At 55.0% G+C, this 17301-nt stretch carries 18 protein-coding genes and 1 tRNA gene; 10 read left to right on the forward strand and 9 right to left on the reverse strand.

Annotated features, from left to right (window positions below; genetic code table 11):
* Positions 1-18: 18 nt before the first annotated feature.
* From L0U79_RS13680 to L0U79_RS13695, 4 genes are all read right to left on the reverse strand, one after another.
* Positions 19-768, reverse strand: coding sequence for a DUF1080 domain-containing protein (locus tag L0U79_RS13680; RefSeq protein ID WP_233842822.1), 750 nt, complete (start codon positions 766-768; stop codon positions 19-21).
* Positions 769-947: 179 nt separating this feature from the next.
* Entirely contained in the window at positions 948-2423 is a 1476-nt protein-coding gene (locus tag L0U79_RS13685) for an asparagine synthase-related protein (protein ID WP_233842823.1), read from the reverse strand.
* A 102-nt stretch (positions 2424-2525) separates the two neighbouring features.
* The gene (locus L0U79_RS13690) at positions 2526-4004 is read right to left on the reverse strand and encodes an NAD(P)/FAD-dependent oxidoreductase (RefSeq protein ID WP_233842824.1); all 1479 of its coding nucleotides are present in this window, start codon (positions 4002-4004) and stop codon (positions 2526-2528) included.
* A gap of 772 nt (positions 4005-4776) precedes the next feature.
* Positions 4777-5046, reverse strand: coding sequence for a hypothetical protein (locus L0U79_RS13695; protein ID WP_233842825.1), 270 nt, complete (start codon positions 5044-5046; stop codon positions 4777-4779).
* On the opposite strand from L0U79_RS13695, the gene L0U79_RS13700 reads away from it, so the two are divergent.
* Positions 5045-5998: a right-handed parallel beta-helix repeat-containing protein gene (locus L0U79_RS13700; protein ID WP_233842826.1), complete on the forward strand. Its 954-nt coding sequence runs from the start codon at positions 5045-5047 to the stop codon at positions 5996-5998. The genes L0U79_RS13695 and L0U79_RS13700 overlap by 2 nt on opposite strands.
* Positions 5999-6217: 219 nt before the next feature.
* On the opposite strand, the gene L0U79_RS13705 is transcribed toward L0U79_RS13700, so the two are convergent.
* Positions 6218-6550 carry a hypothetical protein gene (locus L0U79_RS13705; RefSeq protein WP_233842827.1) on the reverse strand — a complete coding sequence of 111 codons (333 nt, stop codon included), beginning with the start codon at positions 6548-6550 and terminating at the stop codon, positions 6218-6220.
* Between the two features lie 226 nt (positions 6551-6776).
* On the opposite strand from L0U79_RS13705, the gene L0U79_RS13710 reads away from it, so the two are divergent.
* From L0U79_RS13710 to L0U79_RS13745, 8 genes are all read left to right on the forward strand, one after another.
* A complete protein-coding gene (locus tag L0U79_RS13710) occupies positions 6777-7004 on the forward strand; it encodes a hypothetical protein (protein WP_233842828.1) in 228 nt (75 codons plus the stop codon).
* A gap of 622 nt (positions 7005-7626) precedes the next feature.
* Positions 7627-7896, forward strand: a complete 270-nt coding sequence (locus L0U79_RS13715; RefSeq protein ID WP_233842829.1) for a hypothetical protein — start codon at positions 7627-7629, stop codon at positions 7894-7896.
* A 465-nt stretch (positions 7897-8361) separates the two neighbouring features.
* Complete coding sequence (locus L0U79_RS13720) at positions 8362-8862, forward strand: hypothetical protein (RefSeq protein WP_233842830.1); 501 nt, start codon at positions 8362-8364, stop codon at positions 8860-8862.
* 399 nt (positions 8863-9261) lie between these two features.
* Positions 9262-9804 (forward strand): AAA family ATPase, encoded by a 543-nt coding sequence (locus L0U79_RS13725; RefSeq protein ID WP_233842831.1) that lies wholly within the window; start codon positions 9262-9264, stop codon positions 9802-9804.
* 4 nt (positions 9805-9808) lie between these two features.
* Complete coding sequence (locus L0U79_RS13730) at positions 9809-11482, forward strand: adenylosuccinate synthetase (protein WP_233842832.1); 1674 nt, start codon at positions 9809-9811, stop codon at positions 11480-11482.
* A gap of 3 nt (positions 11483-11485) precedes the next feature.
* Complete coding sequence (locus L0U79_RS13735) at positions 11486-12142, forward strand: hypothetical protein (RefSeq protein ID WP_233842833.1); 657 nt, start codon at positions 11486-11488, stop codon at positions 12140-12142.
* A 176-nt stretch (positions 12143-12318) separates the two neighbouring features.
* Entirely contained in the window at positions 12319-12900 is a 582-nt protein-coding gene (locus L0U79_RS13740; RefSeq protein ID WP_233842834.1) for a hypothetical protein, read from the forward strand.
* Complete coding sequence (locus L0U79_RS13745) at positions 12897-13817, forward strand: Kiwa anti-phage protein KwaB-like domain-containing protein (RefSeq protein ID WP_233842835.1); 921 nt, start codon at positions 12897-12899, stop codon at positions 13815-13817. The genes L0U79_RS13740 and L0U79_RS13745 overlap by 4 nt, the downstream gene beginning before the upstream one ends.
* Before the next feature lie 208 nt (positions 13818-14025).
* Here the strand turns inward: L0U79_RS13745 and L0U79_RS13750 are convergent.
* From L0U79_RS13750 to tpiA, 3 genes are all read right to left on the reverse strand, one after another.
* Positions 14026-14110: transfer RNA gene (locus L0U79_RS13750), tRNA-Leu, on the reverse strand.
* Positions 14111-14125: 15 nt separating this feature from the next.
* Complete coding sequence (gene secG, locus L0U79_RS13755) at positions 14126-14581, reverse strand: preprotein translocase subunit SecG (RefSeq protein ID WP_233842836.1); 456 nt, start codon at positions 14579-14581, stop codon at positions 14126-14128.
* 27 nt (positions 14582-14608) lie between these two features.
* The gene (gene tpiA / locus L0U79_RS13760) at positions 14609-15361 is read right to left on the reverse strand and encodes a triose-phosphate isomerase (protein ID WP_233842837.1); all 753 of its coding nucleotides are present in this window, start codon (positions 15359-15361) and stop codon (positions 14609-14611) included.
* A gap of 111 nt (positions 15362-15472) precedes the next feature.
* Between tpiA and L0U79_RS13765 the strand changes: the two genes are divergently transcribed.
* On the forward strand, positions 15473-16288 hold the full coding sequence (locus L0U79_RS13765) for an SDR family oxidoreductase (protein WP_233842838.1): 816 nt from the start codon (positions 15473-15475) through the stop codon (positions 16286-16288).
* Here the strand turns inward: L0U79_RS13765 and L0U79_RS13770 are convergent.
* On the reverse strand, positions 16285-16992 hold the full coding sequence (locus L0U79_RS13770; protein WP_233842839.1) for a VIT1/CCC1 transporter family protein: 708 nt from the start codon (positions 16990-16992) through the stop codon (positions 16285-16287). The genes L0U79_RS13765 and L0U79_RS13770 overlap by 4 nt on opposite strands.
* Positions 16993-17301 lie beyond the last annotated feature (309 nt).

Genomic DNA, 17301 nt, shown 5'->3' on the forward strand with positions numbered 1-17301 from the left:
GCAATCAGTGCAACGCGCTCAAAGTTTCTTGATCTTGATATCGCGAAACCAAATTCGAATCGGCGTTTCGCCTTTGTCTTCCGTTCCCTGCAGGGAAATATGACCTTCGCGGAAGGTGGCGAAGTCCGGCCACGCCGTGAACTTGGTCTGCGCAACCAGGCGCTTCCAATCGTCCGTCCACAATTGCGTGTCGATCACCTTGTGTCCGTTCTGAAAGAACTGCACATGGCCCTTGTCGGCAATGATTTCGAACGCATTCCACTGCCCTGCTTCATTCACCCATTCCACATTGGAAGAAATCAGATCGAACAGATCGCCCGAACGCTCGTAGAGCACGCGGCTATCTGGCTTGGTGCACGTCAGATCCGCGATCTGCATTTCCGGGCCGGTTTCATAGGTGTTTTGGTATTTAGGCGATTCATGCACGTAAAACATCACGCCGCTGTCCGCGCACGGAGTCATCTTCCACGTGAGTTTCAGGTCGAAATTCGCAAACTCGGCATCGGTCACAAGATCCTGAAAATCGGCCGCCGGATCGTTCGGCCGCTTTTCCAACAGAATCGCGCCGTCGCTGACTTTCCAATCCTTTCCTGGCGTCTTTTCCAAATAGGAATGCCAACCGCCCAGGTCTTTACCGTCGAAAAGCAATTGCCAACCCTGCGCCTTCTCTTGCGCCGTCAACGTGTTGTGCTGTTGCGCATGCGCAAGGCCGCAGGCGACCAGGCCCATGGCGATCACAACACTTTTGGCCCCTTTCGTATGAAGCATGTGCATTCTCGTGCCTGGGTAGCGTGTAGAAAAAATGAAGCGACCAGGCCTTATAGCCCAGTTCGCGACTGGATGGGTCAAGCGCACGATGGGTCAGTCGATGTAGCCGCGACAAAATGAAAGCCCGATTCCATGGAACCGGGCTAGTTCAAAGTTTTTGCGAAAACGAGCTGGTCGGCTTATGTCGTCAGCGACGACACGCCTTCATGGCCGCGAAGGCGACTGAGCAGCCAGGGCAGCGTCACCGCAAGCAAGTAAAACTTGGACGCGAAGAACTTGTTGTCCAGGCAATGACGATGTTCTTCGAGCCATTTCGATGCGCCAGGCAAAAGCCCTTGCGCCAGCAACGCAAATGCGTGGACTTGTTCGTAGCGTTGCTTGGCCAAGCCCAATACGTCGAAGCGGAATGAACCTTTGTTCTGCACGTAAGGCAGCTTGTCGAAGCGTTGCGCGATATACCGGCGCATCAACACCTTATTGACGCCGCCAGGCCCGATAAGGCGGTCGTTAGGCAAACTGTTGAAAACCCATTCGCAGAACGGCACGTCGCAATAGGGGTACGCAAGCTTCAAACCCATCGCTTTGGCGGTATACATGCCCTTGGCGAATCCGGCTGCCTCAAGTACGACCAGAACCATGCGATGCAGGGCCTCCGCCGACTCCGCAGCTTCCATGTCGTCGTGAAACGCTTCCATGCGCTTGCGCGAGCACTTCGATACGTTCCAACCGAATAGCTCGTCCACTTCTCCGTCGCTGAAACGCGAACCCGGAAAGTGGCGCTCGAACGGATTCATTTGCAGCGTGCCCAGCGCGTAGCAAAGCTTGAAACTGCGATTGATAAAAGGCTTTTTGAGCAGCGCACCGGGAATCCGCGCGTCTCGCGCCATAAAGCCGATCAAATGCTGCTTCAGACCCAACGGCGAACCGAAATACGGATCGACGCCCAAGGCGTCCATGATGCCGTCGCCGTGATGTTCACCGATCTCCGCGGCCAGGTCCGCGCAAGAAAGAGTGGCGAAATCCGCCGTCAATAACGGTATGCGCGGGACCATCGCCAGGTAGCGGTCGTAAGCGCGTCCCGGATCGCAGACCAACCCTTCATGACGCAAACCTAGCCGATTCGCCACGAAACGCGCCGATTCGACCTCGTTCTCTTCTTTGCCGCCGAGATACGTCACACATGTCGTATCCGGCCGCGCGTCGGCGATGGCGATTGCCAAGGACGTGGAATCCTTACCGCCGCTTTGCAATAACCACGGGGACTTTATATCCGCGGTGCATCGATGCACCGCGCGAACGAGAAGCTCGTGGTAGGTGTTGAGCAACGCCTCATCGCTCACCGCATTGGAAGCCGGCCGCGACGCGGACGACGTCGACAGATGCGCAAAATGAAACCTGGGCTCGTCATTCAAACCCTGCGGCAGCGCGAAACCCGTCGCAATATTCTTTACGTCGCGATAAATGGTGTGCGGCGGATAAACAAACGCATTGCGCAGTAGATCGGCAAGCGAAATGGGATCAATCGATGCGCCATTCGCAATATGCCGATCCAAGGGAGAGAAATCGACGGCCCCGGCATAGGGGCTGGTATGGAGATGCGTTTCCGACATAACGATCGGCTCGCACTCCGACTGCTCAAAAATAGATGTATTCATGCAAGCACCAGCCGTTGATTCCGTCGTGCAAATTGATTTTCAGACCATAAGAAACCATATCCCATACATCACATTCGCCAGACTAGGCAGGCAAACGCATCTTCATTGGTTGCCCCTCGCCTGACCGGCGGACGCCAGTCCGGGATAAGCAAAGCGCGACATGGGTAACTTTTGCTCTTGCGTGGTCGGACGAAGAGCCACTTCCGCCGCATCCACGGACCGAAGCGGCGGCAACCGAGGCAGCGTGGCTTTCAACGTGGCCACGGCAGCGTCGAGCGACACGTCATGGGGATTGGGCGCATCGCGCAGCAATTGCTCCAGCAACTGATCCTGCGCGCGACCGCGTTCGTATGCATAGGCATAAGGCAGCAGCGTGAAAGTCACCAAGCGATAGCGCGGCATAAAATATCGTGGCGCGAGCCGAGCCAATTGCTTGCCGAGTTCGAGCTTGGCCAGATAATGCGGATCGGCAACCGAATCGCGCATTTCGATATAGTTTTCCTGCGTCATCGCCGCAATCGCGTCCGAGTTCGGTTTGCGTATGCGCTGAAATTCCTCGAACGCATCGGCGGCATCGCGCTTGGAAGCCGCTAACAGGTCGGTCAGCACCACGGCATCTTCAAAACCGCAATTCATGCCCTGCCCATGGAACGGACCGATCGCGTGCGCCGCATCGCCCAGCAACACGGCGCGGCCGTCGATATGCCAACTGTCCAGATAAAGCGTGGCGATGGTGCCGACCGGATGGCTGTCGTAGTCCTCGGCAAAGCGCGGCATCTGCGGGTACAGATCCGGAAACTCCTGCCGAAAGAACGCGCTCGCTGCCGCCGCATCCGGCAAGGTGTCGAAACTCGGATGCGGCCCATGCAGTGGCAAAAACAACGTGACATTGAAGCTGCCCGAAATATTCGGCGTGGCGATGCTCATATAACTGGCGCGTGGCCAGATATGCAAAGCATGCGGCTCGATCGCAAAGCGCTCGCTGCCGGCCATCGCCGGAATTTCCAATTCCTTATATCCATGCCCGAGCGGCTCGACGCAAATGCCGAGCGGCTGATACGCATTCATGGCGGCACGCAATGCAGAACCGGCGCCATCGGCGCCGATCAATAAGGATGCATTGTGCTCACGGCGTACGCCGTGTTCGTCCGTCAACGCAATGCGTTGCGAATCGAGATCGGCGGCGGCCAGCGATTGGCCAAAGTGGAACGTGACGCCAGCGGCTTCCGCGGCATCGATCAAAAGCGAGTTCAACCCACTACGCGAAATGGACCAAATGACTTCGTTGTCATCGACGCCGTAACGTTGCAGTCCGGGGTCTGCGTCTAACGGATGCACCATCCGGCCACGCATCATCACCGACTTCTGCAATGCGCGCTCCGCGAGCCCCGCTGTTCGCAATGCCTGCAAACCACGTTCGGCCAAGGCGAGATTGATCGTGCGTCCACGAATGTGACCAATCCGTCGCGGATCGGGGCGCTTTTCGAAAACTTCGACAGAAAAACCACGTTTGGCTAAAAGCTGGGCAACTAATGCGCCTACCAATCCACCGCCGATCAGGGTAATGGCTTGCCTGGTCACGCAGACTCCTTGGGCGGATGCCATCGAATAAAAAGGAACGACGGCTTGGCGAAAGAGAATCTCAGCCCAAAGATCAAAAGCGCATGAACTAGTCGTGATTGGAACGACGTCGTCTTATTTACGATTCATAAATAAGCTCTTCCACGAGCGCGCCTCTGCGCTTCGCAATAAATGAGCGTCAAGGCAGTCCATCCATTGAACCGAATCGATGCTTCTTGATTCTTGATGACATTTTGCGTCCTCAACGCTTTGATCACATCGTGTGAAAGCGCCGAACAGGCGATCAAAGCCAAACAACATTGCATAGAGCGTTATGAATAAAAACCACAACGCTTCGCTTTGCTGTGCATGAGTTCGCACGCGTCATGATCTCGACCATGAACGTCATCGACTACTTTTCGTCGACATGACATGCGCGCAACGCGACAACCTATTTCAAATGAAAAACGCGTCGACGCTTTGCGCGCCAAGATCCGCGCATGAGCGTCTTTTTGCGTATACGTCCACGCTAATCGTTCTTTCTAGATCGGACACGATATTCGCGAATATACGCACCGCTTAGTCATTTGGACGTCCATATGAATTTCATTTTTACATCGATTTAAAGCACACAAGCATGCGTTTATTAGCCTCTTTTTCCGAGAATTGGCAGAAAAACTGGCCGAAGTTACATGAGGATAAGTTGCCATTTTGTTATTTTCACTATCGTGAACCGGAACAAAATTTCACATTTGCAATTTCACGTTCGAATGACGCACCTTACGCGGACCGCTCACAAAACAGAGGCTGTTTCAGACGTGAAAAATACGACTGCACTGCAAAGTGCACAGGGGAACTTCAACCCGAAAACGGGCGCATTCATCCTTAATCGCTTCAATTCCATTTCTCGCCGCAAAGTTTTGGCTGCCGCCGCCTCGTTAGCGTTATCGGCAGTGACACTTCCGGCTTTCGCAACCAACTGGTGGACACAGACACCGAGCGTGTCGATCGGCTCCGCCGTCGTTAACGTTGTCAATTTTGGCGCATCGGGCAACGGCGCCATGGACGATACCAACGCCTTCCAGGCCGCTATCAATGCCTTGCCGTCGACCGGCGGCACCGTGATCGTGCCCACAGGCACGTATATGATCAACGCACTCAAGAGCGTGAGCTTGCGCTCGCATGTGCGTCTGTCGTTGGCGAGCAACGCCTATATCAAGGCCATCCCCAACAGTTCCGACCGCTATTGGATCATCAAGGCGTTCCAGGTGAACAACGTTGAGATCGTCGGCGGCCATATCGTCGGCGACCGCACCAGCCACCACGGCACGGTCGGCGAGTGGGGCTACGGCCTTCTTATCCAGGGATCGAGCAAGGTCTACGTTCACGACATCACCGTGACCAATTCGTGGGGCGACGGCATCATCGTCCGCGGCATCAATTGGGATAACGGCGCCGTGACGCCCTCGACCAGCGTGACACTCAACCGCGTCAAAGCCGACAACAACCGCCGCCAGGGCCTGAGCATTTGCCCGGCTAACCAGGTGTATGTGGTGAACAGCAGCTTCACCAACAGCAACGGTGCGGCCCCGCAGGGAGGCATCGACATCGAGCCGCAGACGCAAGGCGTGACCTCGCAGGTGCGTATCGAGAATACCGTTCTGTCGAATAACGCCGGCAACGGTCTTGAGGTACACAACAACGTTAACGGCGTTACGCTCTATAAGGTGACGGCGCAAAACAATAAGGGCTTTGGCGTATTCACTAGCGGTCCTACCAACGTCAGCATCACCAACAGCAATCTCAGCCAGAACTATCTGTTCGGCGTGGACATTGCCGGCGTCACCAACTACGTGACCATTGCCAACAACACCATCAACTACAACTTCGACTCCTGGTTCTACGACCACGGCGTGTCGATCTTTACGGAAGGCTGGGACCCGCGCGATATTGAAGTCGCCAGCACGGCAGGACATGTAACGCAGTCGAACAACGTTATTTCTCCGCAGAAGTAAAAGGAAGGCCGCATCGATGGCCGGGAAGCGATCCATGCGGCTTTTTGAACAACGTGGTTGGAGTTAATTTCTTTGACTCTCGCCGGATGTTCTTTAAGCAAAAAGAAACCCGCCAAACGGCGGGTTTCTTTTTGCTGCGCATATGCCTCCATCGATATTTCGCCAGGCATCGATCGACACACGCGTGAAATCAGAAAGCGGGTCGACTTTAGATTGCAGCTACGCGCGACGATTACTTGGTGGCGTCAGGCTCGGCGTCTGCCCTGCGTCGCGCTTAAGCGATCCCTTCGTCACCTCATCAATCGGCGCGTCAGGATCGCCAAGCAACACCCTCGCCCGCGTGACCGCTGCTTTAAGGCCATGCTCACCGGCTTCGTAGTCATTGGACGCCCCCAGTGCGGCCGTCGATCCATGCTCAAGCATCTGCCAAGGGCAATTGTCGTCCCCCGTGGGCTTATAGACCCGCCATTCTCCAAATCGGTACGTCACGCCATCGACGGTCGTGCGGTGCCAGTTCGCCGCCACCAAATATTTTCCGACAAGCTTGAACATGCACGGACTCCTATTCCGTCGCCACGGTGTGCATTTGCATTGCGCGACGCTCAGTTTCTCGGTGGCGTGATCAATGGCGGGTGCTTAACAGGTCAATGCCTCGTGGATCAGCTCAAACCTGGAAGCCGACGCGATTTCCATATTTGGCTCATTTTTGGTAGTTTCCCTTACCTTTCGTGAAACTGACGTCCAAAAGACTGGGCGCGTGAAGGTGCTGGAACCGGAAATGTGCAAGTTGACAGTGATGTATGTGCGCGACGTGTTGAATGCGAACGGCCGATACGCAGGCGCCGAAGTACCGCTTCACCACCTGGAAACCGATATCCGCACCACCGGAATCGACTACAACGAAGACGAGCTCGCCACGGTTCTAGAAGTCGGCAAGATCCAGGGCTACTGGAAATTTATCCGATGCAGCGTGCTGCAAGTCCCGGCACTGCAAATTTTGAAATAGCGGAAGAAGTCCGCTCGAATGTGTGAGCGAATCGGTGCGAAGCGATGGCAATGGCATACCGATATCGCGACGACGTCGCTGCGAATGCGACCGTCAAACCGGATCTCGCTAATCGCCTTCTTCCGTCGACGTTGCATGCGACATGCCAGGATTATCATCCCAGCCTACGCGACCCATTGCGGCCCACGTACGTTAATCCCCTTTCACGGCTTATCAGCTAATTCGCCGATGCAAGTTCGCATTCGCTGACAGAGAACGTTATTCGAGTATGCGATGGTTCGCTAGTCGGGTGTGCTGCTGCGCTACAGATCCCGGAACACCTGACATGGGTGGAGTAGCGCGGATCGCCTGGGGCGCAACCCAAACGATCCGCTGGCCACAAACAACTAAGAGAGAGTTGATCATGGTTATCCCCGATCATACGGCACGCTTGCACCCGCAAGCCCCCGCCACGCCGCGCTTACCCCTACTCCACCGCCGCTCATACTGGACGGCGTCGGGCTAAATTGGGCACCTATCGAAAATTGTAGTCGGTTAATTCCGACTTTATAGGCAGGATTTTCCTGAGGCCCTTCACGCCACGCGCAATGTGTGGCGTGACCTACGGTATTGGACGAACGTCATGCATATACCCCTTCCCCACCTGCCCGAAACTGAAATCCTTTTCTTATCCAAAAACAACTACGACGACCTCTGCGCCGTCTACGACAAACTGCTGTTGCTCGCCCAACTGACAGGCAACGCCACCATCAACGGCGAAAGCGAAACGATGCTGATTATTCGCCGCAATTTGCTCGGCCAACTCTTTTCCGATTTGTGCTTCCAAATCTCGGATGTGTTGGATGAAGTTGCAAAAGGCGTGAAACACGAAGACAAAGTGCAGGCACACTGACAACACGACGCTACCGTTATTGCGTAGGCTGGGATGACAATCCCAGCATCCGAAGCACGCAAGGCGCTGGATTGTCATCCCAGCGTACGAGCTTGACGCAAAAAAAGGGTTCTGCCTTTCTTTTGCAAATAGCTACACATGAAATATCTGCAATGGCTATCGAAGAAACAATATGTAGTCGCCCGTTGCCTTGAGGGCCGACTGCATCCTATCTGCCACAAGCCTTGATGAGACCTTGGAAAAGGGTACGAGACTTTCCTTTCCCGTGTAGTAACGTTCCAAGTGACTTGGAAATCGGTATATCTCCTTATCAAGGTCAAAGCATCCGTAGTTGTTCGTTAACGCATCATGACCTCCGGGTCGAACGAGTGATGTGCTTACGCTAGCAAGCTGGGCTTGTGGTATCGGGTAGGAAACTCAGACATTTCCGATGTTAAACAGCAAACAAATCGATGAGGGCGATTCATGCAGGAACAGGCTTGGAAGACCTATGAAGAAGTCGCAGCTTATCTGCTCAATCAATTCGCCACTCAGTTCGGTGTCGGGCGTTTTGATGGCAAACAACTGATTACAGGTGACAGCGGCACGCAATGGGAAATCGATGCGAAAGGGTTCACGGAGGGCCGAAGCTATTTCATCGTTGTTGAGTGCAAGCGCTACAGCGCTAGGGGCGTTGCTCAGGACGTTGCCGCATCCCTCGCCTGGCGCATTCAAGACACCGGAGCGTCAGGAGGCATCTTGGTGTCGCCGGTTGGCCTCCAATCGGGCGCACGGCTGGTTGCCGACAAAGCCGGCATCATCGAAGTCAGGCTCGCGCCAAACTCAACGAACAAGGATTACGTTTTATCTTTTCTCAACCGCGTCTGCGTGGGCGTATCTGATCGTGCGGCTGTAACTGATCGCCTTTCTGCTATTGCCCGGGATGAAGATGGCAACGTGATTTGGGTCGGCCAATCGAAGCATTAGGCCGGACCGTAGCTGATAAGCGCGGACCATATTCGACTTTGACATGCCGAGCTTTGCTCAGTCATTGGCGCTATTGACGATGCCGTAATCCTTGTCCTCCTTCACACACTGGCACTCTATTACCTAGTCCAGATCTGGCTTACCGTTGGCCAAATACTCGTAGGCCCCGGCGGACTCCCTTTCACTTTGATCTCGGCGTTGCAGAACAAATTGGTCAGATCCCTCTCATTGCCTTGACCTTTAACCTGTCAGCGGTTGAGTGGGTCCAGTACGTCTTATTCACATTTCCTTCACATGTGTTTGTCCGCAATAGCGTCCTATATGTGATGCAATCCTCATAAACAGGCGGAAACAAGAAGCGGATTAAGTTCCGGCGCATGACGCGCCACAGGGGGAAACATGGCCGTGGAAAGGTTGCTTCTTCTCAGCGGCGCGATTGGCGCGGGTAAAACGTCGGTCGCGTGCGCACTGATGAATAGGTATGCGTTTCGCAAAGTGGGTTCCAGCGACTATCTCAAATCGCTGATCCCGCCCGACGAACTCAAAGAAGGTGACGAGCTTCGCTTGCAGCTTCAAGAGTTGGGTGACCGTTTAGATGAGCAGACGGATTATCTATGGATCGTGGACCCTGTCGCCATCTCCACCATTCAAAAACAGGCCTCGGTCACGCGTTGGCTGATTGATGCCGTTCGAAAGGAACGACAGGTCGAACACTTCCGCCAACAGTTCGGGGCATCCGTTCGCCACGTGCACTTCACCGCGCCCGATGCTTTGTTACGAGCTCGCTATACCGGACGCGGCATCAGCTACGACCAAGCCGTCGATCATCCCAATGAAGTGAATGCCAGGCAGCTGGGGAAGATTGCAGACGTGTTGATCGATACTAGCGTGTTGGATCCGCATACGATCGCAAATCGCATAGTGTTGGATTTGGAGGCGTGATCGCATGTCCAATCGTCAGATTGTCATCATCAGCGGCAAAACATGTAGCGGCAAAACTGGACTGGCCAAGTTACTACGCTCGCAATATCAGTTTAAAATCATCGCAACACGTGAAATTCTTCGCGATCACCTTGGTAAAGCCGGTGACACTGCAAATCGTGAAGAGCTCATTGCAGAGGGCATTAAGCTCGATCGAGACACAAATTCCAAGTGGGTGGCCGAAGGCGTTGCGGAACGCATTAAGAACCTCCCAGAGGAACAAGGTGTCGTCGTTGATCACGTGAGCTCCCCGGACCAAATCGAAGCATTTCGAACGCAGTTTGGCCCAAATTTGGTGCACGTCCATCTATACGCGTCCACTGACACGCTGCATAAACGGTATTCGAATTCAGAAGGGCAACGCAAAGACGCACCAGTTTACGAAGAAATTGATCACCTCACTAATCAAGCACACATCTTGAAATTGCTGAACGACGCAGATGTTCGCATCAACACAGATCGAACCGACGACAGAGATACGTTGGTTCGCGTTGCCGCCCGACTTCATCTTTTTTCCTCTCCCGAAGTGCGCTGTGTTGATGTGTTGGTAGGCGGCCAATATGGGAGTGAAGGGAAAGGAAATATTGTCGCCTACCTCGCTCGCGAATACGACGTATTAGTTCGAGTAGGGGGACCCAATGCGGGTCACACGGTCGTGAGCGCGAAAGGCAAGTTTATTCATCACCTCTTACCCTCTGGCTCTGGTTTTACCGCGGGCAAGTTGTTGCTCGGACCAGGCATGACGATCAACGTCAAAGGACTGCTTGAAGAAATAAATGGCCTCGGTATTGGCTCCGACCGACTATTCATCGATCCACAAGCTAGCATCATCGAACAGGACGACATCGATACCGAACAACAAGGCGTCGTAGGCGCGATTGCGTCAACTGGCAGCGGCAGCGGCTCCGCCAAAGCCCGAAGGATTACGCACCGTGGAAATAAGAAAACTCAAGTTCTATTGGCTCAGGACGTGCCTGAACTTGGACCATTCATCGCGTCGACCGCTGATCAGCTAGAACTCGCCTATCGAAATGGTAAATCCATTCTCCTCGAAGGGACACAAGGGAGCCTGCTGAGCCTCTACCACGGTCGCTATCCATACGTAACGTCTCGCGATACCAACGTGGCCGGATGCCTCGCAGAAGCGGGAATTTCACCCAGCCGCGTTAGAAAGATTTTGATGGTTGTCCGAACCACTCCCATCCGTGTAGCTAATCCAGATGGGGACGAGGGAAACATTTCGGGCTTTCTCAAACATGAAACATCGTTCGAGATCATCGCTAAACGTGCCGGCCTGGACCCTAAGGAAGTAGAAGGCGCGGAAATCACGTCAACGACCAAACGAAAACGTCGAGTCGGCTGGTTTGAATGGGAACAGTTTCGCCGAGCCTGCGATCTCAATGCCCCGACGGACATCGTTCTGACCTTCGTTGACTACTTATCTAAGGACAACCAAAACGCCCGTCGTTTTGAGCAGCTCGATTTAAATACGATCAAGTTCATCGAAGAACTGGAACGGGTCGCACAAGCGCCCGTATCGTTGATAAACACGCGCTTCCCAAAAAAGGACGACGATTTTAGAGATCTTCGTTCGATCATCGACCGTCGCAATTGGAACGGCCGCTCCGACATTAGGTAATTCATGGACGTAAACAAACTTATTGAGTGTTACCCCACCTTGTTTCATATGGCCGAACAAGGCACTTGGCCAAGTATCAACGAAAGAGGCCTACTTTCTACAACCGCCGTGTTGGACTTATTTAACGTTAGGGGCACCGCGCGCAAGAAATTTGAAACTGAGCAGCGCAAAGAAATGATGGCCGTCCTACCGGGCGATCCTAACCACATCTTGTTACGCGACCAAAAGCCCATGTCACCCGATCGGCTCAGAGAGGCGCTAACTGGTGGCACCACTCCGCAAGAGTGGTATCGGCTTATAAACGGGAAGGTGTTCTTCTGGGCAGAACGAGCGCGTTTGTTGCGCCTATTAGGCGCGCGATGGTATCGCAACATCGAACACGATGTGTTGACTATAGACACACGCAGCCTCGTAACCGCACATGAGACCCTTATCTGGCTCTGCCATATGAACTCGGGCAACACGCTTCCAGTTCCGCATCGACGTGGTGTCGATATCTTCAAGCGAATTCCAGACTATCCCGCAAAGCGAAACGGTAAGCCCGAGAAACCGGTGGTTGAGCTGGTTGTCGACTACGGGGTCTCCGACATTTCCCGCCACGTGACCTCAGTCCATCGCATGCGCGGCGACAAAGTGCTTCAAGAACTATGGTCGCGTTAATCCCATGAGCCACCGCTTGCGATCCGTCATGCGAGACGTTCACAGGATGCAATCTAAAAGGAGTCGCACATGAGCCAATACAGCAATCTTTGGATTTGAGACCATCCAGGCATAGCATTTCAGGAGTGCCAAAAGTTTTGGCCTGAGACTTAGCTATTGAAGGACTTGGGGGAGAGATGCAGTTCCGGTTGACGTCTGCAGTGGTTTTATTTATCGGGTCTTACTTCCCGTTAGCGCTCATTTTGCTCGTTCAAGACATTCCAAAGAAATATCTCGATGCGCCGTTCTGTAAATTAGGGCGCTCGAACTGCACTATTCAGATCTTTGCGCATCCTGTGCCGGCGCTGATCAGCGTTCTCATGAGTGGGATCGCGTTGCTGATTACCCATTGGGCACTGAGACGGGTGACGCTGAGGTTTGATGCGAAGGTTATTGAGGCAAAGACGATATCCAACGATTGGATCAACTATGTCTTTCCCTACGTGGTGGCGTTTATGGGTTTGAGCTTCGATGACGCGGGAAAGCTGTGGGGGTTTCTCGTCTTCCTAATCGTTCTATTCGCCATCACCTACCGATCTGGCCAGATTTTGATGAATCCACTTCTCATAATCTTCGGGTGGAAGATTTACGAGGTGAAGATGCAGATTGGACAGAATAAGGAAACGCGGATCACGCGAGTGATCAAGCAAGGCAAGCTTCGACCAGGCATGCAGCGCGCCGAAGAAGTTCAGGACTTTTATTTCATGGGGGATCAATGACTCAGCAAGCTTTTGACGATCTTCGGGGCTTCGATTTTGACGAAGCCGATGTCCATCTGTGGGTCTTCAAACGTAGTATGACCGCTGCCAAATACGTCGCTAACTACCTACGAACCGATGCCGACCTCAATGCCGCTTTAAAAGGGTTCGCTATTCACGAAAAGGAGCGAATAACCGAGTGGGCGCCGTATACCTATCTCGCGCAGACCCACGAGAATGGATGTTTGTCCGTCGAAGTGGATCAAACGAATTTTCATTTGTTGAAGATTCTCGTGGACCGCCCAGAAGCCGAGCACGCTATCGGTGACGTTAAGAAACTTCGGGGCGTAGTGGGCTATGTGGTGAAGTTCTCGCACAATGGCCGGACGGTATATGCCACTCGACGCTCACCCACCACATGGACGTCCGCATACCGAAAGAAGGGCGTGGTCAATGTTTTCTTCAAGAATGGTCAACTGTCGGCAGTTAAGGGAGACGAGTTCACATTGGAGCCCAATTTTGATTTGTTCTGCCTCGACAATAGCATCTTGATCGCCAACAAGGCTGGATTTGAACAAGTTATGCAATACCGAATGGGGTATGTGGCAGCCTTCGGAGAATTGCAGCAGCAACAACAGTTCGTTTCGCTTTTCACGGATTTACAACCATTGATCGACCACGTAGGAACCAATTCGACGCATCTTCGTCGAATGGCTGTAATTCAAGAAAAGTGCCTTTACGCTCAACCTGGATTTATGGATGCCGTGCAACAAGTCAACACAAAGCGTCAGTGGGGCATCCAATTCGATGCACACAATCGCATCATTCCCACCGCCAATACAGCATCGCTGATCATGAAAATTCTTCTTGATCAACGATTGCTTAGCGAAATCACGCAAATCATGTATGACGTGCCTGAGGGCATACGTGTTCAGTAGTCAACACACGTTTTGTGATGGGCGGATTTGACCTGCGATGCACGCTTGGGGTCCGAAACAGGGGTCAGAGTGCACTTTCCGTCACTTAACTTCTAGAAAAAGGGATCAGAGCCTTTTTCTGTCACACGACCGGGCAATAAAAAAACCCGCCTAGATGGCGGGTTTTTTGGTCCTCTTGATCCCTATCAGACCGCGTCGGACTTCTTAATGGTGCCCAAGGGGGGACTCGAACCCCCACGACTTGCGTCGCTACCACCTCAAGGTAGTGCGTCTACCAATTCCGCCACCTGGGCTGGTGTCTTTCGATTTTAGTGCTTGCTTGTAGATGCTGCTGCGGGCGCCGTCGGTGCCGGAACCTCGCCTTGCTGCGCCTTGGCCGGAGCCGGCTGGGCGGCGGGTACTTCGCCGTTGCCTACCGGAGCGGCGGGAGCCGGCGCTGCGGGCTGCGCATTTTGCTTGGTTGCGGCCTTGTTGCCAAGACCCGACATCACGCCAAGATCGCTATTTTGCTGCTGCTGATGGATCGCGCCGCCGTTGGCCTTCAAGTAGATGCCCATGCCGATGCTGAGCACGAAGAACAATGCGGCGAGCACAGCGGTGGAACGCGACAGGAAGTTGGCCGAACCACGCGCGCCAAACACGGTGGCCGACGCGCCGGCGCCGAAACCGGAGCCTGCATCGGCGCCCGCGCCGCGCTGCATAAGGATCAGCACGATCATCGCGGCAGCGATCAAGATGTAGAACACGCTGAAGATGACGAACATGGTGTCTCGCGTAGAGGTCGGTATCGCTTAACGGGCGGCTTGGCAGATGGCGAGGAAGTCGGACGCGATAAGCGACGCACCTCCAATCAAACCACCATCCACGTCCGGCTGCCCAAACAGGTCGGCTGCGTTGGACGCCTTGACGCTACCGCCATAAAGCAGCCGGGTCAGACGGGCAATCATAGCATCCTGCTCCGCGAGTTGGCTACGGATGAAGGCATGCACCTCCTGCGCCTGTTCCGGGGTGGCGTTTTTGCCCGTTCCAATGGCCCAGACCGGCTCATACGCGATCACGGCCGTATCGAAGCAGGCGATGCCATTCAGCATCAAAACGGCCTGCAGCTGGTGATGGATAACCTCCATGGTCTGCCCCGCTTCACGCTGATGCAGGGTTTCGCCCAGGCACAAAATGGGGGTCAATCCGGCGGCGCGCGCCGCGGCGAACTTGCGCGCCACCATCTCGTTGCTCTCGGTGTGGTGGTGCCGCCGTTCGGAATGACCCACCAGGGTCCAATGCGCGCCGACGTCGGCCACCATGGACGCCGACACTTCGCCGGTATGCGCGCCCGGCCCCGCGTGCTCGCTCACGTCTTGGGACCCGAAGCCCAAACCGGAATCGCCGAAGGTGGCGATAAGCTGAGGAAGATAGAGATAAGGCGGAAAAACGAGTACGTCGACGTCGCCGACAGGACCGCCTTTGACGATGTCCGCGACCAGCCCATCGGCCATCGATCGACTGCCGTGCATTTTCCAATTTCCAGCGACGATTTTTTTGCGCATGGTTTGCGTCCGCTGCAACGAAAGCTGGCAAGCTTAACGACCGTCCCAACGCGCGGCAACGCATGCGCGATGAGTATTTGAATTTATATCGATCTAGTAAGGAAACTTTTCATGACGCAAGCCCGCCCGCTCAGTTTGATAACGGGAGCATCCGCCGGCATCGGCGCCGCTTTTGCCCGCGCCCTCGCCGCTCGCGGTCACGATGTGGTGCTTACCGCACGACGCACCGAGCGCCTGGAAACACTGGCGACCGAGCTGCGCAACACACACAACATCAACGCGACCGTGCTCACCAGCGATCTGGCCGACGCGCATGCAGTTGAGCATTTGTGTTCAACGTTGAATGAGCGCGGCTTGCAGGTCGATTGGCTGATCAATAACGCAGGCTACGGCGTGCCGGGTCGATTCGATGCGAACGACTGGCAGGTTCACGCGGATTTTCTTCGCGTGCTGGTGACCGCGCCCACGGAACTGGCGTGGCGTTTGATCGCAGGCATGCGCGCGCGTGGTTATGGGCGCATTGTGAATGTTGCGTCGTTGGCCGGCCATGTACCCGGCAGTGCGGGCCACACGCTTTACGCAGCGAGCAAGGCGTACATGATCAAATTCTCGCAATCGCTTGCGCTGGAAAATCAAAACATCGGCGTCAACGTCTGCGCGCTCTGCCCTGGCTTTACGCGCTCGGAATTTCACGACGTCACCGGCACGCGCCCGCTGGTGAGCAAGATGCCGGATTTTATGTGGCAGAGCGCGGAGGATGTGGTGCAGGAAGGCATCGACGCCGTCGAACGCGGCGACGCCGTGCATGTCACCGGGCGCTTTAATCGAACCGTCAAGAGCGTGTTCAAGCTGTTGCCGGATCGGCTTGCACTGAAGCTATCGGCGCGCCAATCGCATCGTTATCGCGCGCAGGATTCGGCGCACTAACCGCCGATCCAATGCGCCAATAGAAACGCGGTGGCCGATGCCAGGCCACCGATCAATACGGTTTGCACGGCGCTACGCAACGGGCTCATACCGGTGAAGCGACTCTTCGCCGTGCCGAATATCGCCAAGGCGATGCCCGTGCAAACGATCGATGCCATCAACGCGGGCTTGAGTTGATCGATCAACATGTAGGGCGCCAGCGGAACCAATCCGCCGACAACGTACGCGCCACCGATGGTGAGCGCGCTGCGCAATGCGCGGCCGGGCTGCGGTTCGTCCAGTCCCAATTCGAAGCGCATCATGAAATCCACCCACGCATCGTGATCCTTGCGGAAGTGCGTGAGGATGGGTTCGCAGGCCGCGCGATCCAGACCGTAGTTTTTGAAGATGTCGACGATCTCGCGTTCTTCTTCGCGCTGCAGATCGCGGATTTCGCGGAACTCTCGACTGCGCTCGGAATGGTAGTGATCGATTTCGCCGCGCGCTGCGAGATAGCCGCCCAATCCCATGGCGATGGCGCCTGCCGCAATTTCCGCGACGCCGGCGACGACGACCACGCGGCTAGCGACATTCGCCGCGGAAAGGCCGGCCGCGAGCGCGAACGGGACGGTGAGTCCATCGGCCATGCCGAGCACGACATCGCGCACCGTTTCGGAAAAGGTGAAATGCCGCTCTTTGTGCGTGTGGCGGTGCGTGTGGGACATGCGATGAACTCCCTGAGGTTCGCCGCGCACTTTAACCGGTTATCGGTTTAAGACGCGGCAATGAGAAACGCACGTATTGGCGTTTGCAATGCGTGACTATCGGCGAGGACGCGTCACCCGACACTTCCTCAGTTTTTTTGCTCGTCATCCCAGCGAAAGCTGGGATCCAGTGACTTCGTCGCAACTAAAGACGCTGGATGATTCGCTTCGCTCACCCCTCCGGGGCCGTCCTGCGGACGTTCTCCGCGCTACGCGCTCCGTCCAGCTTTCGCTGGGATGACGATGAGGAGACGCGATCAATCGCGGCCA

Origin of the sequence: Dyella sp. 2HG41-7 (genome assembly GCF_021390675.1) — a bacterium.
Taxonomy (GTDB): domain Bacteria; phylum Pseudomonadota; class Gammaproteobacteria; order Xanthomonadales; family Rhodanobacteraceae; genus Dyella_B.